The following is a 19,780-nucleotide window of genomic DNA, read 5'->3' as shown; positions in this document are numbered from 1 at the left end:
TTGACTGTCATCGACGATATATCGGACGTTCCTGCACCTGACGCGCCGCTGGCGCCGCTGCTGGAAGTACGCGACCTGCACGTGGAGTTCCACACCCGTGACGGTGTCGCCAAGGCCGTGAACGGCGTCAACTACTCGGTGAACGCCGGTGAGACGCTCGCGGTGCTCGGCGAGTCCGGATCGGGCAAGTCGGTCTCCGCGCAGGCCGTCATGGGCATCCTCGACATGCCGCCGGCCCGCATCCCCAAGGGCGAGATCCTCTTCCAGGGCCGCGACATGCTCAAGATGTCCGGGGAGGAGCGGCGGAAGATCCGCGGCCGGAAGATCGCGATGATCTTCCAGGACGCGCTGTCCTCGCTCAACCCGGTACTGAGCGTGGGCTACCAGCTCGGCGAGATGTACCGGGTGCACCAGGGCCTGTCCCGCAAGGACGCCAAGGCCAAGGCCATCGAGCTGATGGACCGGGTGCGCATCCCGGCCGCCAAGGAGCGGGTGGGCGACTACCCGCACCAGTTCTCCGGCGGTATGCGCCAGCGCATCATGATCGCCATGGCGCTCGCCCTGGAGCCCGAGCTGATCATCGCCGACGAGCCCACCACGGCTCTCGACGTGACGGTCCAGGCGCAGGTCATGGACCTGCTCGCGGAGCTGCAGCGCGAGTACAACATGGGCCTGATCCTGATCACCCACGACCTCGGCGTGGTCGCCGACGTCGCCGACAAGATCGCCGTGATGTACGCCGGCCGGATCGTCGAGGACGCCCCCGTCCACGACATCTACGCCAAGCCGGCGCACCCGTACACCAAGGGCCTGCTCCAGTCGATCCCGCGGCTGGACCAGAAGGGCCAGGAGCTGTACGCGATCAAGGGCCTGCCGCCCAACCTGACGCGTATCCCGTCGGGCTGCGCCTTCAACCCGCGCTGCCCGATGGCGCAGGACGTCTGCCGCACCGACGTGCCGGCGCTGCACCCGGTCGGCACCGCGCGCGGCAGCGCCTGCCACTTCTGGAAGGAGACCCTCGGTGAGTGAATCCAGCCTCCCCAAGGACCCCGGGGCCGCCGCGGCCGACGCGCCCGTCGTGGAGGTGGCCGAGGCCGCCGCCGCCAAGCTCGCCGACCGTGAGCCGATCCTGCAGGTGCGCAACCTGGTCAAGCACTTCCCGCTGACCCAGGGCATCGTCGTCAAGCGGCAGATCGGTGCGGTCAAGGCCGTCGACGGCGTCTCCTTCGACCTGCACGCGGGCGAGACGCTGGGCATCGTCGGCGAGTCCGGCTGCGGCAAGTCCACCGTGGCCAAGCTGCTGATGAGCCTGGAGCAGGCCACCGCGGGCGAGGTCTTCTACAAGGGCCAGGACATCACCAAGCTGTCGGGGCGGGCGCTCAAGGCCGTCCGCCGCAACATCCAGATGGTGTTCCAGGACCCCTACACCTCGCTCAACCCGCGCATGACGGTCGGCGACATCATCGGCGAGCCCTTCGACATCCACCCGGAGGTGGCGCCCAAGGGCGACCGCCGCAAGCGGGTCGAGGAGCTGCTCGACGTCGTCGGGCTCAACCCGGAGTACATCAACCGCTACCCGCACCAGTTCTCCGGCGGCCAGCGCCAGCGCATCGGCATCGCCCGCGGCCTCGCGCTCAACCCGGAGATCATCATCTGCGACGAGCCGGTCTCCGCGCTCGACGTGTCGGTGCAGGCGCAGGTCATCAACCTGATGGAGAAGCTGCAGGACGAGTTCAACCTGTCCTACATCTTCATCGCGCACGACCTGTCGATCGTCCGGCACATCTCCGACCGCGTCGGCGTGATGTACCTGGGCAAGATGGCGGAGATCGGCACGGACGCCGAGATCTACGAGCACCCGACCCACCCGTACACCCAGGCGCTGCTGTCCGCGGTGCCGGTGCCGGACCCCGAGGCGCGCGAGCACCGCGAGCGCATCATCCTGTCGGGCGACGTGCCCTCGCCGGCGAACCCGCCGTCCGGGTGCCGTTTCCGCACCCGCTGCTGGAAGGCGGAGGCGCGCTGCGCGGAGGAGGAGCCGCTGCTGGCGATCCCGACCCGGTTCGCCGAGGTCGACACCCCGGCCCGGCACGAGTCCGCGTGCCACTTCGCCGAGGAGAAGGACGTGGTGGGCGCGGCCTGACCGGTCCGTCCGCAGCAGTCCCACCAGGGGCGCCCCCGCCGGGGGCGCCCCTTCGGCGTTCCGCGCCCGCGGCGGCCGCACCGCGGGCGGCGCTGTGCGTCGCGCTCTGGCCAACGCATTGGGTACGCGACACGCAGGAGTAGAAGTGCGGCTTTGCCGCAATTGCTGTGTCATGGGTAACGAAGTGTCATTTGTGACCCATGAGGAGGCACGCGATGCGCGGAGCCACGCGCGTGAAGTGGGCCGTCGGCGTGACAGTCGTCGCCCTGACGGCCGCCGCCTGCGGCAGCAGCAGTGACAGCGGCGGGAGCGGCAGCTCGACGGGCGGCAGCGGCGGCGGCATCGTACGGGCCTCCTGGGGCGACCCGCAGAACCCGCTGGAGCCGGCCAACACCAACGAGGTGCAGGGCGGCAAGGTGCTCGACATGATCTTCCGCGGGCTGAAGATCTACAACCCGAAGACCGCCAAGGCCGAGAACATGATCGCCCAGTCGATCACCTCCTCGGACTCGCAGAACTTCGACATCAAGCTCAAGTCCGGCTGGACCTTCAGCAACGGCGAGCCGGTCAACTCCGACTCCTTCATCAACGCCTGGAACTACGACACCCAGCTGAAGAACGCCCAGCTCAACGCCAGCTTCTTCAGCTACATCGACGGCTACGACAAGGTGCACCCCGACACCCCGGGGGCCAAGCCCAGCGCCACCACGCTGTCGGGTCTGACGAAGGTGTCCGACACCGAGTTCAAGGTCAAGCTGAACCAGAAGTTCGCGCTCTTCCCCGACACCCTGGGCTACGCGGCCTTCTACCCGCTGCCGCAGGCCTTCTTCAGCAACCGCCAGTCGTGGCTGGCCAAGCCGATCGGCAACGGGCCGTACGAGATCTCCTCGTACACCAAGGGCTCCAAGATGGAGCTGAAGAAGTGGGACGGCTACAAGGGTCCCGACCCCGCGCAGAACGGCGGGGTCGAGCTGCGGGTCTACACCGACAACAACACCGCCTACACCGACCTGCAGGCCGGCAACATCGACCTGGTCGACGACGTGCCGGTCTCCCAGCTGCAGAACGTCAAGAGCGACCTGGGCAGCCGGTACATCAACGTGCCGGCCGGCATCATCCAGACCATCGCCTTCCCGCTGTACAGCTCGCGCTGGTCGTCTCCGAACGCCGCCAAGGTCAGGCAGGGCCTGTCGATGGCGATCAACCGCGAGCAGATCACCCAGCAGATCTTCCAGAACACCCGCACCCCGGCCAGCGACTGGACCTCACCGGTGCTCGGTGACGCGGGCGGCTTCAAGAAGGGGCTGTGCGGCGAGGAGTGCACGTACAACCCCGACAAGGCCAAGCAGCTGATCTCCGAGGGCGGCGGCCTGCCCGGCGGCAAGATCACCATCTCCTACAACGCGGACACCGGCTCCCACAAGGAGTGGGTCGACGCGCTCTGCAACAGCATCAACAACGCGTTGGGCAACAACAAGGCGTGCGTCGGCGCCCCCATCGGCACCTTCGCCGACTTCCGCAACCGCATCACCAGCAAGCAGATGAACGACCCCTTCCGGGCCGGCTGGCAGATGGACTACCCGCTGATCCAGGACTTCCTGCAGCCGCAGTACTACACCGGCGCCTCGTCGAACGACTCGCACTACAGCAACGCCAACTTCGACAAGCTGGTCAACGAGGCCAACGCCGCCTCCTCCACCTCCGACTCGGTGAGCAAGTTCCAGGACGCCGAGAAGCAGCTGGTCACCGACATGCCCGCGATCCCGCTGTGGTACCAGAACGGCAGCGCCGGCTATTCCTCCAACCTCTCGAACGTCGCGCTGAACCCCTTCAGCGTGCCGGTCTACAACGAGATCAAGGTCAAGTGACACCGCGGCCGGGGGCCGCCGCACCGGACGGAGCAGCACCGGCAGCGGCGGCCCCCGGCCCCCACATTCCCCGGAACTCCCCGGAAGGCTCCGCATGGGACGCTATGTGATCCGGCGGCTGCTCCAGATGATCCCGGTGTTCATCGGCAGCACGTTCCTGATCTTCTTCATGGTCTACGCGCTCGGCGACCCGGTCGCCGCGCTCTTCGGCGACCGTGCGCCCGACCCGGCGACCGCCGCCCAGATCCGGAACGACCTGCACCTCAACGACCCGTTGTGGAAGCAGTACCTGATCTACATGAAGAACATCTTCACCGGTGACTTCGGCACCGCCTTCAACGGGGAGTCCGTCACCAGCCTGATGGGCAGCGCCTTCCCTGTCACGATCCGGCTGACCATCGTGGCGATCCTCTTCGAGATCGTCATCGGCATCTCGCTGGGGGTGCTCACCGGCATGCGGCGCGGCAAGCCCGACGACACCGGGGTGCTGCTGCTGACCCTGATCGTGATCTCGGTGCCGACCTTCGTCACCGGCTACGTACTGCAGTACCTGTTCGGCGTGCAGTGGGGGTGGGTCAGCCCGTCGGTCTCGCCCGAGGCGCCCTTCAACGAGCTGATCCTGCCAGGACTCGTGCTCGCCCTGGTCTCGCTGGCCTACGTCACCCGGCTGACCAGGACCTCGATCGCGGAGAACACCCGCGCCGACTACCTGCGCACCGCGGTCGCCAAGGGCCTGCCCCGGCACCGGATCATCATCAGGCACCTGCTGCGCAACTCGCTGATCCCGGTGGTCACCTTCATCGGCACCGACGTCGGCTTCCTGATGGGCGGCGCCATCGTCACCGAGCGGATCTTCAACATCCACGGTGTCGGCTACCAGCTCTACCAGGGCATCCTGCGCAACAACGCGCCGACCGTGGTCGGCTTCGTCACCATCCTGGTGCTGGTCTTCCTGATCGCGAACCTGCTGGTCGACCTGCTCTACGCGGTCCTGGACCCGAGGATCCGTTATGCCTGAACGCAATCCGCTGGACCCCGAGCAGGGGCCCATCGCCCCAGGCGGCGGCTACGGCGCCGGGATGGACCTGGCGGCGTCCGACGCCGACACCCTGGAGTACCCCGAGAGCCACGGCCAGGAGCCGGGCGGCCCCGCGGGCAAGCCGCGCAGCCTGTGGTCCGACGCGTGGCGCGACCTGCGGCGCAACCCCGTCTTCATCATCTCGGTGCTGATCATCCTCTTCCTGGTCTTCATCTCGCTGTGGCCCGGCACCATCGCCACCCAGGACCCGCTGCAGGCCAACCTGCAGAAGGCGCAGGCCGGCCCGGAGGCGGGTCACCCGTTCGGCTTCGACCAGCAGGGCCGCGACGTCTACACCCGGGTGGTCTACGGAGCCCGCGCCTCGGTGACCGTCGGCGTGTGCGCGACGCTGGGCGTGGTGCTGCTCGGCAGTGTGCTGGGCGGTCTTGCCGGCTTCTTCGGCGGCTGGTGGGACGCGATCCTGTCCCGGATCAGCGACGTCTTCTTCGGCATCCCGGTGGTGCTCGGCGGCCTGGTCTTCCTCTCGGTGGTCACCAACAGCACGGTGTGGCCGGTGGTCGGCTTCATGGTGCTGCTGGGCTGGCCGCAGATCGCCCGTATCGCCCGCGGCTCGGTCATCACCGCCCGGCAGAACGACTACGTCCAGGCCGCCCGGGCGCTGGGAGCCGGCAACTCCCGGATGCTGCTGCGGCACATCGCACCCAACGCGGTCGCGCCGGTCATCGTCGTCGGCACCATCGCGCTGGGCACCTACATCGCCCTCGAAGCCACGCTGTCCTACCTCGGCGTCGGCCTCAAACCGCCCACCGTCTCCTGGGGGATCGACATCTCCGACGCGTCCAACCAGATCCGCAACGCCCCGCACATGCTGCTGTGGCCCGCAGGGGCGCTGAGCCTGACCGTCCTGGCGTTCATCATGCTCGGCGACGCGGTGCGCGACGCCCTCGACCCCAAGCTGCGCTGAGGAGCCCGCCGATATGGCCACAAGTGTCGAGCTGAGCACGGAAGAAGGCGGCACCGAGGGCGGACCGCTGCTCGACGTGCGCAACCTGCACGTGGAGTTCCGCACCAGGGAGGGGGTCGCCAGGGCCGTCAACGGCGTGGACTACTCCGTCGACGCGGGGGAGACCCTCGCGGTGCTGGGCGAGTCCGGCTCCGGCAAGTCGGTGACCGCCCAGGCGATCATGGGCATCCTGGACTCGCCGCCGGGCTTCGTGACCCAGGGGAAGATCATCTTCCAGGGCCGGGACATGCTCAAGCTGAGCGGCGAGGAGCGCCGCAAGGTGCGCGGCGCCCGGATGGCGATGATCTTCCAGGACGCGCTGTCCTCGCTCAACCCGGTGCTCAACGTCGGCGAGCAGCTGGGCGAGATGTTCACCGTGCACCGCGGACTGTCGCGCAAACAGGCCCGGGCCAAGGCGGTCGAGCTGATGGAGCGGGTGCGCATCCCGGCCGCCAAGGAGCGGGTGCGCAGCTACCCCCACCAGTTCTCCGGCGGTATGCGGCAGCGCGTGATGATCGCCATGGCGATGGCGCTGGAGCCCGAGCTGATCATCGCCGACGAGCCCACCACCGCGCTCGACGTCACCGTGCAGGCCCAGGTCATGGACCTGCTGGCGGACCTGCAGCGCGAGTACAACATGGGCCTGATCCTGATCACCCACGACCTCGGCGTGGTCGCCGACGTCGCCGACAAGATCGCCGTGATGTACGCGGGCCGGATCGTGGAGACCTCGCCGGTCCACGACATCTACGCCAAGCCCGCCCACCCGTACACCAAGGGCCTGCTCGACTCGATCCCGCGGCTGGACCAGAAGGGCCAGGAGCTGTACGCGATCAAGGGCCTGCCGCCGAACCTGCTGCACATCCCGCCGGGCTGCGCCTTCAACCCGCGCTGCCCGCTGGCGCAGGACGTGTGCCGCACCGAGGTGCCCCCGCTCTACCGGGTCAGCCGGGACCGGGCCAGCGCCTGCCACTTCTGGAAGGAGGTCGTCGGTGACGACAGCGCCCCAGCCGACAAGGCCTGAGCCGTCAGACGGGCAGCCCGCGGACCGCGAGCCGATCCTCCAGGTGCGGGGCCTGGTCAAGCACTTCCCGCTGACCCAGGGCATCATCTTCAAACGGCAGGTCGGCGCGGTCCAGGCGGTCGACGGCGTCTCCTTCGACCTCTTCCCCGGCGAGACGCTGGGCATCGTCGGCGAGTCAGGCTGCGGCAAGTCCACCGTGGCCAAGCTGCTGATGAACCTGGAGCAGCCCACCGCGGGGGAGATCATCTACCGCGGCGAGGACATCACCAAGCTGTCGGGGCGGGCGCTCAAGGCCGTCCGGCGCAACATCCAGATGGTCTTCCAGGACCCCTACACCTCGCTGAACCCGCGCATGACGGTCGGCGACATCATCGGGGAGCCGTACGAGATCCACCCGGACGTCGCCCCCAAGGGCGACCGGCGCAAGCGGGTGCAGGACCTGCTGGACGTGGTCGGTCTGAACCCGGAGTACATCAACCGCTACCCGCACCAGTTCTCCGGCGGCCAGCGGCAGCGCATCGGCATCGCCCGGGGCCTGGCGCTGCGCCCCGAGGTCATCGTGGCCGACGAGCCGGTCTCGGCGCTGGACGTGTCGGTGCAGGCGCAGGTGGTCAACCTGATGGAGCGGCTGCAGGACGAGTTCAACCTGTCGTACATGTTCATCGCGCACGACCTGTCGATCGTGCGGCACATCTCCGACCGGGTCGGGGTGATGTACCTGGGCAAGATCGTGGAGATCGGCGCCGACGAGGAGATCTACTCCCACCCCACCCACCCGTACACCCAGGCGCTGCTGTCGGCGGTGCCGGTGCCGGACCCCGAGGCGCGCGAGTACAGGGAGCGCATCATCCTGCAGGGCGACGTGCCCTCGCCGGCCGACCCGCCGTCAGGGTGCCGTTTCCGCACCCGCTGCTGGAAGGCGCAGGAGCGCTGCGTGGTCGAGGAGCCGCTGCTGGCGGTGCCGGAGGTCTTCCGCGGCACCGCGGGTCCCGCCGAGCACGACTCGGCGTGCCACTTCGCGGAGGAGAAGCAGGTCGTGCGGCCCGAGGACTGACCGCAGGTGCGGACCGCGAGCCGTACGGACCGCGCCGGGGCCGTTCGGCGCGGTCCGTACGGCGGCTACTCCGGACGTTCTGCGACGTCCTCGATCGCGGCCAGCGCCGGGTCCAACACGATGTCCTCGCCGCGGGCGGCGATCGTCGGCTCCTCGGGGAAGTGGCACGCGGTCAGGTGCCCCTCGTCCGGGCCGCCCAGGTGGATCAGCGGCGGCTCCTCGGCCGCGCACTTGTCCTGCGCCTTCCAGCACCGGGTGCGGAAGCGGCACCCGGACGGCGGGTTGATCGGCGAGGGCACGTCACCGGCCAGCCGGATACGCTCCCGCTCGCGCTCCTCGCCCTCCAGTTCCACCTCGGGCACCGCGGACAGCAGCGCGTGGGTGTACGGGTGGCGCGGGCGCTGGTAGATCGAGTCGCGGTCGCCGACCTCGACGATCTTGCCCAGGTACATCACCGCGACCCGTTGCGAGAAGTGCCGCACGATCGCCAGGTCGTGGGCGATGAAGAGGAAGGCGATACCCAGCTCGCGCTGCACCTGCTGGAGCAGGTTGACCACCTGCGCCTGGATCGACACGTCGAGTGCGGAGACCGGCTCGTCGGCCACGATCAGCTTGGGTTCCAGCGCCAGCGCCCTGGCCACCCCGATGCGCTGCCGCTGGCCGCCGGAGAACTCGTGCGGGAAGCGGTTGTAGTGCTCGGGGTTGAGGCCCACGGTCTCCAGCAGCTCGCGGACCCGCTTCTCCCGGCCGCCCGGCGGGTTGATCCCGTTGATCTCCATCGGGCCGCCGATGATCGTGCCCACCGTCTGCCGCGGGTTCAGCGACGAGTACGGGTCCTGGAAGATCATCTGGATCTCGGACCTGATCGGCGCGAGCGCCTTGCGGTCGGCGTGCGAGATGTCCTGTCCGCGGTAGCTGATGGTGCCCGCGGTGGGCTCCATCAGCCGGGTGATCAGCCGCCCGGTGGTGGACTTGCCGCAGCCGGACTCGCCGACCAGGCCGAAGCTCTCGCCCGCGCGTACCGCCAGGTCGATGCCGTCCACCGCCTGCACCGAGCCGACCTGCCGCTTGAACGGGAAACCGCCCATCACGGGGAAGTACTTGGTGAGCCCGCTGACCTCCAGCAGGGTCTCGCCGGCCGGCTCCGCGGCGGCGGCCCCGGCCGGCGCCTTGGACAGTGAGATGTCGTTGCTCATGTGGATGCCTGCCACTTTTCTCTCGGGCCGACCGCTCAGCCGAGCCGGGGCTGAATCGTCTCGATGAACACGGACCGCTTCTGCTCGTCCGTCAGATGGCACGCGGAGCCGCGGCCCTCCGGCAGCACCGGCCGCTCGGCCGAGCAGCGCCCGCCGCCGACCAGGTCGGTGAAGCCGCAGCGGGTGTGGAAGGAGCAGCCCGGCGGCGGGGCGAGCAGACTCGGCGGCGCCCCGGGGATCGGGGTCAGCTGCTCGGTGACGTCCGACATCAGCCGCGGCATCGACCCCAGCAGGCCCCAGGTGTACGGGTGCTGGGGCTCGTTGATCAGCTGCCGCACCGAACCGCGCTCGACGGCCTTGCCCGCGTACATCACCAGCAGGTCGTCGGCGATGTTGGACACCACGCCCAGGTCGTGGGTGATCAGGATGATCGCCGAGCCGAACTCCTGCTGCAGGTCCTTGAGCAGGTCGAGGATCTGCGCCTGCACGGTCACGTCGAGCGCGGTGGTCGGCTCGTCGGCGATCAGCAGGTCGGGGTTGCACACCAGGGCCATCGCGATCATCGCGCGCTGCCGCATACCGCCGGAGAACTGGTGCGGGTAGTCGTCGACCCGCAGCTTCGGCTGCGGGATGCCGACCTTCTCCAGCATCTCGATGGCCCGCGCCCGGCCCTCGCGCTTGCTGACCCCGCGGTGCTTCACATACGGCTCGGCGATCTGCCGGCCGACCGTGTAGTACGGCGACAGCGCGGTCAGCGAGTCCTGGAAGATCATCGCCATCTTGTCGCCGCGCAGCTTCTCCAGGGTGCGGTTGCTCGCCCCCGTCAGCTCCTGGCCGTCCAGCACGATCTCGCCGGCGACCTCGGTCGTGCGCGGATTGTGCAGCCCGAGCACGGTCAGGTTGGTCACCGACTTGCCGGAGCCCGACTCGCCGACGATGCCCAGCGTCTTGCCGCGCTCCAGGTCGAACGACAGCCCGTCGACGGCCTTGACGATGCCGTCCTCGGTGGAGAAGCGCACGTACAGGTCGCGTACGGACAAGAAGGCGCCGGATGCGGCGGGGGCGGCGTCCTCCACCGGTTTGGTCAAGGTGGTCACTGACGGTCTCCTAGGACAGCCGCACGCGCGGGTCGATGAACGCGTAGGCGGCGTCCACGATGATGTTGAAAAGGACGATCATGGTGGCGCTGAACAGCATCACGCCCATCAGCATGGGCAGGTCGGCGTGCAGCACCGAGTCCAGCGCGAGCCGCCCGAGCCCGGCGAGCTGGAAGGTCCACTCGGTGATCATCGCGCCGCCGAGCAGCGAGCCGAGGTCGATGCCGAGGATGGTGACGATGGGGATCAGCGAGCCCCGCCAGGCGTAGCGGAAGAAGACGTAGCGTCCCGACATGCCCTTGGCCACGGCGGTGCGCACATGCTCTTCCTGCAGCTGCTCGATCATCGTGGAGCGCGCCATACGGGTGTAGTTGGCGGTGAAGATGATCGACAGCACGCACCACGGCAGCAGCAGTCCGTTGAACCACGCCACCGGGTTGTCGGTGATCGGCACGTACTTGGGCTGGTCGAGGATCTGGTTGTTGTAGACCAGCAGGGCCAGGGCGAGCGGGCCGATGAAGTAGATCTGCATCGAGCTGAGCACCAGCGACGCGGAGCTGAAGACCTTGTCGACCATCGTGCCGCGCTTCCAGGCGGCGAGCATGCCCGTGGCCAGGCCGATCAGCAGGAAGACGGCCATACCACCGGCGGCCAGCGACAGCGTGGTGGGCAGCCGGTCCATCAGGGTCGGCCAGACCAGCTCGCTGTTGGCGAAGGAGTAACCGAAGCAGGGTGCCGGGCAGTTGCCCGCGCTGTAGTGGTAACCGGTGAAGATCCGGACCATGAAGTTGTAGTACTGCACCGGCACCGGGTGGTCGAGGCCCAGGTTGTGGTGGATGATCTTGAGGTTGTCCGGTGTGCAGTTCTTGCCGCAGGACAGCAGCGCCGGGTCATGGGGTATCGCGAAGAAGAGAAAGAACGTGAAGGCGCTGATGAACAACAGGATGACCACAGCGCCGAGCGTCCGGCGGACGAGGAATCGAAGCATGGCGGTCGCAGCTCTCTTGGGACGGCGGCGGTGGTGGACGGTGGTGCGCCCCGGTGGGGCCGGACGGTGTCCGGCCCCACCGGGACTGCGCGCCGACGGCTACGGCTTGAGGTAGAGCTTGGTGGCGTCGATGCCGGCGGACATGTTGTTGTACACGGCACCGCCGATCTTGGAGCCGAACAGCTGCAGCTCCTTGTAGTAGACGGTCGGAACACCCGGGATGACCTTGGTCAGCAGGTAGGTGTTCAGGTCGAACCAGGCCTTCGCGGCGGCCGCCGGGTCGGTGAGCCCCTCGATCCGGTCGATCTCGCTGTTGACGTGGGCGTCGTTGACGTGGCCGTAGTTCGGCGCCTGGTCGGAGATGGTCCGGCCGTCGAAGACCGGCGGGATCACGGTCAGGGCGCTGGGCCAGTCGGCACCCCACGCGGAGGCGTAGATGTCGTACGGGTTGTCGACCTTGCCGATCAGGTCGTAGTACGTGTCGGCGGGCAGTTCCTTGCGCTGCACGTCGAAGCCCGCGGCCTTCAGGGCGGCGGCGATGGTGACCGAGTACTGCTGGCCCGCCGAGCTGTTGGCGTACGCGTAGGTGATCTTGGTGTTCAGCTTGCCCGCGTCGGTGAGGATCTTCTTGGCCGCGACCACGTCACCGTTGGGGTTGGCGATCTTGCCCAGCGGGTCGGCCTTCTGGTAGCCGGACAGGGCCGGGCTGATGAAGCCGCCCGCGTACTCGGCACCGTAGGACGCACCGAGCGCCTGGTAGACCGACTTGGTCGGGATCGCCAGCGCGAGCGCCTTGCGGACGTTGAAGTCGGTGAGCTTCTTCATGTTGAAGGCGACCTGGCCGACGAAGGGCTGGTAGCCGGCCACCGTCCGCTTGTAGATCGCCGGGTTGCCCACCACGGCCGGGGTGTTGTCGGTGTCGACGGTGTTGTCGAAGCTCACCGAGGTCTGGTTCTCACCCGAGTCGGACATCAGCCGCTTGGTGGAGTCCTCGTTCTGGTGGTTGAACGTGATCGCGAAGGTGTCCACGTACTGGTGCCGGGCTGAGTCGGTCGCCGGGTCCCAGTTGGGGTTCTTCACCAGGGTCATCGACTTGCCCGGGTCGAAGCTCTTGATCATGTAAGGGCCGCTGCACACCGGCGCCTTGTCGTACTTCTGCTGGGTGTCCTTCGCCGAGTCGACCACCGAGTAGCCGGGCATCGCGAACAGGTAGGGCACGTCGGTCTGCGGCTTCGGGAAGTGGAAGACGACGGTCTTCGCGTCCGGCGTGGCCAGCAGGGTGTCCGGCAGGTGCTGGCCCTTGTACGGGCCGTCCGGCAGCAGCTTGCGGTAGTCGGTGCCGCTGACGTTGGCCAGCCACTGCTGCAGGTAGGCCGGGCCGTTGGTGATGAACGGGGCGAACATCCGCTCCACCGACCACCGGATGTCCTTGGACGTGATCGGCGTACCGTCGGAGAACTTGATGCCGTCCTTGAGGTGGAACGTCCAGGTCTTGCCGCCGTCCGACTCCTCGCCGCTGTTGGTCGCGAGGTCGCCGACCACGGTGTACTTGCCGGCGTTGTCCAGCTTGTACGACGTCAGGCCGCGGTGGATCAGCGTCGCCAGCTGGCCCTCGTTGGACACGTAGATCTGTCCCGGGTCCAGGTGGGTGTAGCTGTCGCGCTCCAGCACGTTCATCGTGCCGCCGCTCACCGCGCCCGGTACGGGCTCGGCCGGACCCTTCGATGCGGCGTCGTCACCGAAGGTGATCTGCGACGCCAGCTGCTGGGCGCTCTTGCTCTGCTTCGCCCTGGCGTCCTTGTTCTCGGTGGTCTTGCTGTTACCGCCCCCGCCACTGCTGCATGCGGTGAGGACCAGCGCGCCGGCGGCGACCGCCACGAGCGCGGCCCGGGTTCTACGCACGTAGAGTCTCATATCGGTTGTTGCACCCCTGTCCGTTGATGCTGTGAGCTGCCTGAATCGGTCCGGTGCGGGGCGACGCCGCCCCCACAACGGTGTCGTTAACGCGCGGCCTTCGGGTCGAATGCGTCCCGGACCGAGTCCCCGAGCAGGTTGAAGGCGACGATGAAGATCACCATCGCGATACCCGGGAAGAACATGTACGTGATGTCGTTCTGGTAGACCTCGGCGCCGCGGGCGAACATCCGGCCCCAGTCCGGCGTCGGCTCCACGAGCCCGACACCGAGGAAGGACAGTCCGGCTTCCGCGGTCACGAAGGTCGGCAGCATCAACGTGCTCTGCACAAGGATCGGCGTCACCAGGTTCGGCAGCAGCTCCCGGCGCACGATCCGCCACGAGGACGCGCCGGTCACCCGGGCCGCCTCGATGAACTCCCGCTCGCGCAGGCTCAGTACCTGGCCGCGCAGCAGACGGGCCAGGCCCATCCAGCCGAGGAACCACTGCACGGTGATCAGCGCCACGACCCGCAGGTACGTCGGCGTCTCGTCCACCGGGCTCACGAAGACCGCGGTGACCACCGGCATGACGGCGACGAAGAACAGCTGCGCGGGGAAGGCCATCAGCAGGTCGGTGATCCGGCCGATGAAGTAGTCCACCTTGCCGCCGAGGTAGCCGGCCGAGATGCCCAGCAGGATCGCGGTGATCGTCACCGCGATCGTCACCGCGAGCGCGATGCCCAGTGACGTGCGGATGCCGTAGATCAGCTGCGTGAACACATCACGCCCGAGGTTCGGCTCGATGCCGAACCAGAACCGCCCGCTCATCCCGCCGTTCGGCGCGATCGGATAGCCGAAGTCGTCCAGCAGGCCCGGTTCGTTGGTCCCGTACAGGGTGTACGGGTTCTTGCCGTAGAGCTTCGCAATCAACGGCGCGAGGATCGCGACCACGAAGAAGAAGCCGACCACGTAGGCCGATATGACCCCGGTGCGGTCCCGTTTGAACCGCAGCCACATCAACTGGCCGGGCGAACGTCCGACCAGCTCGGCCGCCGCTTCGGGTGCGGCGGTGGTGATCTCGTCCGGCTCACCGGGCGGACCGGAGACCGTGGTCTCGGTGGAACTCGTCATCGCGATTGCCCCCGCAACTCGATTGGGACGCCGCGACGGGCTGACGCGTCGCGAGTTGCCCGGACTGTCGCAATGAAAGCAACTTCCAGTCAAGAGGGTGCGGAAGGAAGAAAGCGTGATCGACTGCTTCTTGAGCGAACATTGAGCAGATCGTCTTCCGGATGTGCTTGACAGCTTCCGGGTGAGGTGGGCTTGTCGGACTTGTCCGGACCAAACGCGTTAACACGGGGGCAACTTGGCGGACGTATGCCCGATATACGGACCGCGGGTCTTGCTGGTCGTACGCCCGGCGGTACGCGCCGGCGGTCAGGTCGAGGGGGTGAGGGTGCGCCGGAGGAAGGCGACCTGGAGCAGGAGGAGGTTTTCCGCCACCTGCTCCTGGGGAGTCATGTGCGTGATGCCGCCCGAGAGCGGCAGAACCTCGTGCGGCCGGCCCGCGGCGAGCAGTGCCGTCGACAGGCGCAGCGTATTCGCCACCAGAACATTGTCGTCGGCGAAACCGTGAACGATCATCAAAGGCCGTGCGGGCTCCGCGAGTTCGGGAATCCCGTCGGCGGTGACCACCGAATTGCGGTCGTAAGCCGCGGCCTGCTCCGCCGGGTGCCCGAGATAGCGCTCGGTGTAATGCGTGTCGTACAGCCGCTGGTCGGTGAGCGGGGCGCCGGCCACCCCCGCGTGGAAGACGTCGGGCCGCCGCAGCACCGCGAGCGCGGCCAGGGTGCCGCCGAAGGACCAGCCGCGGATCGCGACCCGGCCGAGGTCGAGCGGGAAGGCCCCGGCGAGCGCGTGCAGCGCGTCGATCTGGTCCTCCAGGACCACCTCGGCGAGCCGCCCGCCGGCGATGCCCTTCTCCCACTCCGGGGAGCGCCCCGGTGTGCCGCGGCCGTCGGCGACGACCACCGCGAAGCCCTGGTCGGCGAACCACTGCGAGACCAGGTGCGCATTGTGCGCGGCCAGCACGCGCTGGCCGTGCGGACCGCCGTAGGGGTCCATCAGCACCGGCAGCGGGCCGTCGCCCTCCGCGTAACCGGTGGGCAGCAGGACCGCGCACGGGATGCCCCGCTTGCCGGCCTCCGTGAACGTCACCCGCGCCGTCAGCGACGGCTTTTCCGCATACGAGGCGATCCGCGCGACCTCGCGCCCCGAGCGCAGCACCCGGGCCGTCGCGCCGGGGGAGTCGGGCGCCGTGGAGACCAGCACGGTGACCTCGCCCGCGCGCACCGCGACGTGCACGCCGGGCTCCTGTGTGACCCGGACCGTGCCGTCCGCGGTCACCCGGTGGACGTGGATCTGCCCGGTCTCCGGGTCGGCCGCCTCCGGTCCCGCCGAGGCGCTGACCAGGACGTCGTCACCGCCCGCGTCCAGCACCGCGCGGATGTGCAACTCGCCGCCGGTGAGCGCCTTCTCACCGGCCGTCAGCACCCGGGCGCCGCCGGTGTCGGTGATCCGCAGCAGCGTCCCGTCGGGCCGCAGGGCGGGCACCCCGGGGAAAAGATCAAGCCAAATTCGATCTTCCTCGACCACCGCGGTGCTGGTCGCACCGGTCGCGAGGTCCACCGTCAGGTAGTGCTGGGTGCGCTGGTCGCGCGCCTGGACCAGCAGCACCGGCGGCCCCGCCGCCGTCCAGTGCACCGCCGCCAGATACGGGAAGCGCTCCCGGTCCCACTCGATGTCCAGGCGGCTGCCGTCCAGGCCGAGCAGCGCGAGCGAGACGTCCGCGTTGGGTGTGCCCGCCGCCGGGTAGGCGACCTCGACCGGCGCCTGCTCGGGGCGCGAGGGCTCGCTGATCCAGCGCCGCTGGACCGCCGACTCGTCCACTCTGGCGGCCAGCAGCGCGGAGCTGTCCGGCGCCCACCAGAAGCCGCGGTCGCGGCCCATCTCCTCGGCGGCGACGAACTCCGCCAGGCCCCACGTCACCTGCTCGCCGTCCGGCTCGGCCAGCGCCCTCCCCCGGACTCCGTCCAGGGGGATTCGCTCGCCGCTGCCGTCGGCCGCCGCCACCACCCGCAGCGCGCCGCCCGCCGCGTAGGCCACCCAGCGCCCGTCGGGCGAGGGCCGCGGGTCCACCACGGGGCCTGGCACCGCCAGTTCGCGCGCCCCGCCCCCGCCGGGCAGCAGCGAGGCGGTGAACAGCCGCCCCGACAGCGCGAAGGCGGCCGTCTCCGCGGCGCCGTCCACCGCGTAGGCCACCACGCCCGCCGAGCCCTCGCGGCTGCGCTCCCTGCGCGCCTTCTCCGCGGCCGGCAGGTCCTCCTGCGAACCGCCCAGCAGCTCCGCCGGGTCGGCCGCGATCCGCTCGCTCGGCGTCCCCCCGTCCGCCGGCAGGTCCAGCACCCACAGCAGGTGGGCGGTGTCCGTACCCGACCGCGAGCGCAGGAAGGCGACCCGCTCACCGCCCGGCGCGACGGCGAAGGACCGCGGTGCGCCGAGGGTGAACCGCTGAGTTCGCGCGTGCTGCCGCGGGAATGAGAGGTACGTCATACCTGGCACAGTAGGGGCTGCCACCGACAACCGCCTCCGAATAACCGCCCGGCCGCGCCGCGAGCCCTCCGACCAGCACCGCAGCACCCGGCGTCGAATTCAGGCCCGGGCCTGCCGGTGGCCGGATCTGGTCATGCGCCCCCGCGTGCTTCCGTGCTCCGACATATGCGGTGGCACGGAAAGTTATGATCCGTTGCCGTGGGTGGGTATAAGCATGTGGCAACTGACATGAACCCTGCGTACCTGGAGGTGAGCCGCTGTGGCACTCTCGATTTCGGCGGTGCTGCTGCTGCTGATCATCGTGGTCCTGCTGATCCGCAAGTCCGGCCTGAAGACCGGCCATGCCGTCGCCTGTACGCTTCTGGGCTTCTACCTGGCGAGTTCGTCATGGGCGCCACAGATCACCGACCTCACCAACAACGTCGCGGGAATGATCTCCGACATCAAGTTCTGAGCGTCCCCGGCGGGGGCCGTAGGCTTCCGTCATGACCGACCGACCCACCCCGCCCGCACCACCCGAGCGCCGCCTGCTGCTCGTCCACGCCCACCCGGACGACGAGACGATCAACAACGGCGCCACCATGGCGAAGTACGCGGCGGAAGGTGCCCTCGTCACCCTCGTCACCTGCACCCTCGGCGAGGAGGGCGAGGTCATCCCGCCGGAGCTGGCGCACCTGGCCTCCGACCGGGACGACACCCTGGGCGAGTACCGGATCGGCGAACTGGCCGCGGCGATGGCCGAACTGGGCGTCACCGACCACCGCTTCCTCGGCGGCGCGGGCCGCTACCGCGACTCCGGGATGATGGGCGTCGCGGAGAACGAGGTGCCGGGCTGCTTCTGGCAGGCCGACGTGGACGAGGCGGCGGGCCACCTGGCCGAGGTCATCATGGACGTACGCCCGCAGGCCCTGGTCACCTACGACGACAACGGCGGCTACGGCCACCCCGACCACATCCAGGCCCACCGGGTCGCCCTGCGCGGCTACGAACTGGCCGCCGACCAGGGCCACCGGATCGACAGGGTCTTCGAGATCTGCACCCCGCGCTCGGTGGTCGAGGAGGGCTTCGCGCGGCTCGCGGCAGCCGGCCGGGACTTCCCCTTCGAGGGCGTCGCCACCCCCGACGACGTCCCCGGCGTGATCGACGACGACCTCGTCAGCGTCGCGGTCGACGGCAGCGCCTACGCCGAGCGGAAGACCGCCGCGATGCGCGCGCACGCCACCCAGATCGCCGTCGACGGCCCCTTCTTCGCGCTGTCGAACGACCTCGGGCAGCCCTTCTTCGCAACCGAGTGCTACCGGCAGGTGCGCGGCGCGGCACTGCCGGGCGAGGGCCGCGCGACCGACCTGTTCGCCAGCGGCCTGTTCGCCGCCGACCTCCCGGACGGCGCCGCCCCGGGAGAGCACCCCGGCGCCGAAGGGAGCGCGTCATGACCACCCCGATCACCCTCGGCCGCATCCTCGGCTACCTGGGCCTCGCCGTCCTCGGCGCCCTCGTGGCGCTCGCCGGCGCGCTCATCCAGGCCGGCCTCTTCCCCGGCGGGCTGCTGCTGGCCCTCGCGGGCTGCGCCGCCCTCTTCTACGGCGGGCTCAAGGCCACCGGGAGCCGGGTCGGGGTCGCGGTGCCCGCGGCCTTCTGGCTCATCTCGGTGCTGTTGCTCAGCTCCACCAGGCCCGAGGGCGACTTCCTCTTCGCGGCGGGCGCCGGCGCCTACCTCTACCTCCTCGGCGGCGCACTGGCGGCGGTGATCTGCGCCACTCTGCCCCAACTCACGTCTTCGGGGGCGAATACCGCCTGACTTGGCGGGCAGGGGCGGGCACATGGTTGGCTGAGCGCGAGCGTTCCGACCGACCAGGGTCGCGGTCACCGGCAGGTCGGTATGGTGGGGCCGCCGGCGAGCCGCAAGCGGAGAACAGTGTCGGGCGGCGAAGCTAACCGGGAGAGCCTGCTTTGACTCGTGAAACAGACAGTTCGTCCTCCGGCCCCCAGGGCCGCGGCGGTGCCGCGTACCCCTCGGGGACCCCGCCGTACGGCAGCCGCCCCTTCCCCTCCCTGCACCCGCAGGAGCGGACGCGGCCGCCAGGGGCGCCGGACGACGGGGCGCAGGAGGCGGCGGAGGCCGCCGCGCCCCCGGCCGACGAGCCCAGGACCGAGACGACGCTGACCACCCGGATCCGCATCAACATCCCCGGCTCCCGCCCGATCCCGCCGGTCGTCGTGCGCACCACCGTCGACGACGGCGCCGCCGCCGCCGAGTCCGCCGCGCAAGCCCCGGCGGAACCCGAGCCGGAGGCTCCGGCGGAGCCGGAGCCGGAGAAGACCAGCGACTGGTTCGCGCCCCGCAAGTCCGCGCCGACGCCGCCCCCCGCCGCGCCGCCGGCCGCCCCGCCCTACGGGCGCGAGCAGTCCACCGGCGGGATGCCGCTGCCGCCGTTCGGCGACGGGGGCGCGCCCGCCGGGCCCCCCGCGACGCCCTTCGGCGACGGCGGCCCCGGCTTCGGCCCCGAGGAGGCGGCGGGGACCGCCCCGCTGCCGGTGCGCAACCCCGGCGGCAGCAGGGCAGGGGCAACGGGCGGCACGTCCACGCCCGGGTCGCTCTTCGGCGTCGCGCCTGGCGAGCAGCAGGGCGCCACGGCGCCGTACCTGCCGCCGCCGGTCGGCTCCGCGCCCGGGGACGGCGAGGCCGCGCGCGGCCCGCACGACACCCCGGCGGGCGGCTTCGCCGTGCCCTTCGCGAACGAGGCCCCGCCCTTCGGCGCCGGCTCCCCCTTCGACACCGGCTCCACCCCCCAGGTCGCCGCGGACGCCCCGCCCTTCGGCGCGGGCTCGCCCTTCGACACCGCGGCGATGCCCGCGGTGGA

General features: G+C 69.7%; 16 protein-coding genes and 1 pseudogene. 11 read left to right on the top strand and 6 right to left on the bottom strand.

Going from position 1 to position 19,780, the window contains the following annotated elements; genetic code table 11:
• From JT723_RS29840 to JT723_RS29810, 7 genes are all read left to right on the top strand, one after another.
• On the top strand, window positions 1-1,029 hold the full coding sequence (locus tag JT723_RS29840) for an ABC transporter ATP-binding protein (RefSeq protein ID WP_205047962.1): 1,029 nt from the start codon (window positions 1-3) through the stop codon (window positions 1,027-1,029).
• Between the two features lie 49 nt (window positions 1,030-1,078).
• Window positions 1,079-2,143, top strand: a complete 1,065-nt coding sequence (locus tag JT723_RS29835) for an ABC transporter ATP-binding protein (protein WP_307794041.1) — start codon at window positions 1,079-1,081, stop codon at window positions 2,141-2,143.
• Window positions 2,144-2,358: 215 nt separating this feature from the next.
• Window positions 2,359-4,011, top strand: coding sequence for a peptide ABC transporter substrate-binding protein (locus JT723_RS29830; RefSeq protein WP_205047961.1), 1,653 nt, complete (start codon window positions 2,359-2,361; stop codon window positions 4,009-4,011).
• 94 nt (window positions 4,012-4,105) lie between these two features.
• On the top strand, window positions 4,106-5,029 hold the full coding sequence (locus JT723_RS29825; protein ID WP_205047960.1) for an ABC transporter permease: 924 nt from the start codon (window positions 4,106-4,108) through the stop codon (window positions 5,027-5,029).
• Window positions 5,022-6,014: an ABC transporter permease gene (locus JT723_RS29820; RefSeq protein WP_205047959.1), complete on the top strand. Its 993-nt coding sequence runs from the start codon at window positions 5,022-5,024 to the stop codon at window positions 6,012-6,014. The genes JT723_RS29825 and JT723_RS29820 overlap by 8 nt, the downstream gene beginning before the upstream one ends.
• A 13-nt stretch (window positions 6,015-6,027) precedes the next feature.
• The gene (locus tag JT723_RS29815) at window positions 6,028-7,077 is read left to right on the top strand and encodes an ABC transporter ATP-binding protein (protein ID WP_205047958.1); all 1,050 of its coding nucleotides are present in this window, start codon (window positions 6,028-6,030) and stop codon (window positions 7,075-7,077) included.
• Window positions 7,046-8,131 (top strand): ABC transporter ATP-binding protein, encoded by a 1,086-nt coding sequence (locus JT723_RS29810; protein WP_205047957.1) that lies wholly within the window; start codon window positions 7,046-7,048, stop codon window positions 8,129-8,131. The genes JT723_RS29815 and JT723_RS29810 overlap by 32 nt, the downstream gene beginning before the upstream one ends.
• Before the next feature lie 65 nt (window positions 8,132-8,196).
• Here the strand turns inward: JT723_RS29810 and JT723_RS29805 are convergent, their stop codons facing one another.
• The 6 genes from JT723_RS29805 to JT723_RS29780 all read right to left on the bottom strand — a co-directional run bounded on the left by JT723_RS29805 (window position 8,197) and on the right by JT723_RS29780 (window position 16,919).
• Window positions 8,197-9,327, bottom strand: a complete 1,131-nt coding sequence (locus JT723_RS29805; protein ID WP_205047956.1) for an ABC transporter ATP-binding protein — start codon at window positions 9,325-9,327, stop codon at window positions 8,197-8,199.
• Between the two features lie 35 nt (window positions 9,328-9,362).
• A complete protein-coding gene (locus tag JT723_RS29800; protein ID WP_205047955.1) occupies window positions 9,363-10,424 on the bottom strand; it encodes an ABC transporter ATP-binding protein in 1,062 nt (353 codons plus the stop codon).
• A 10-nt stretch (window positions 10,425-10,434) separates the two neighbouring features.
• Window positions 10,435-11,412 carry an ABC transporter permease gene (locus tag JT723_RS29795; RefSeq protein ID WP_205047954.1) on the bottom strand — a complete coding sequence of 326 codons (978 nt, stop codon included), beginning with the start codon at window positions 11,410-11,412 and terminating at the stop codon, window positions 10,435-10,437.
• Window positions 11,413-11,511: 99 nt separating this feature from the next.
• The gene (locus JT723_RS29790; RefSeq protein ID WP_307864028.1) at window positions 11,512-13,314 is read right to left on the bottom strand and encodes an ABC transporter substrate-binding protein; all 1,803 of its coding nucleotides are present in this window, start codon (window positions 13,312-13,314) and stop codon (window positions 11,512-11,514) included.
• A 98-nt stretch (window positions 13,315-13,412) separates the two neighbouring features.
• Entirely contained in the window at window positions 13,413-14,438 is a 1,026-nt protein-coding gene (locus tag JT723_RS29785) for an ABC transporter permease (RefSeq protein ID WP_205047952.1), read from the bottom strand.
• Window positions 14,439-14,744: 306 nt separating this feature from the next.
• Window positions 14,745-16,919, bottom strand: a complete 2,175-nt coding sequence (locus JT723_RS29780) for a S9 family peptidase (RefSeq protein WP_205047951.1) — start codon at window positions 16,917-16,919, stop codon at window positions 14,745-14,747.
• Between the two features lie 259 nt (window positions 16,920-17,178).
• Here JT723_RS29780 and JT723_RS29775 point away from each other — a divergent pair, with 259 nt between their 5' ends.
• From JT723_RS29775 to JT723_RS29760, 4 genes and pseudogenes are all read left to right on the top strand, one after another.
• Window positions 17,179-17,373: a DUF2304 family protein gene (locus JT723_RS29775; protein WP_205047950.1), complete on the top strand. Its 195-nt coding sequence runs from the start codon at window positions 17,179-17,181 to the stop codon at window positions 17,371-17,373.
• A 31-nt stretch (window positions 17,374-17,404) separates the two neighbouring features.
• Window positions 17,405-18,352 carry an N-acetyl-1-D-myo-inositol-2-amino-2-deoxy-alpha-D-glucopyranoside deacetylase gene (gene mshB / locus JT723_RS29770; protein ID WP_205047949.1) on the top strand — a complete coding sequence of 316 codons (948 nt, stop codon included), beginning with the start codon at window positions 17,405-17,407 and terminating at the stop codon, window positions 18,350-18,352.
• On the top strand, window positions 18,349-18,717 hold the full coding sequence (locus JT723_RS29765; RefSeq protein WP_205047948.1) for a DUF6113 family protein: 369 nt from the start codon (window positions 18,349-18,351) through the stop codon (window positions 18,715-18,717). Before mshB ends, JT723_RS29765 begins: the two co-directional genes overlap by 4 nt.
• Window positions 18,718-18,869: 152 nt before the next feature.
• Window positions 18,870-19,780, top strand: a pseudogene (locus JT723_RS29760) (hypothetical protein); the annotation flags it as partial.

It is taken from the genome of Actinacidiphila bryophytorum, from assembly GCF_016916835.1.
Lineage (GTDB): Bacteria > Actinomycetota > Actinomycetes > Streptomycetales > Streptomycetaceae > Actinacidiphila > Actinacidiphila bryophytorum.
Note: the sequence above shows the minus strand (reverse complement) of the source record. Positions and strands in the feature narration are given on the sequence as shown.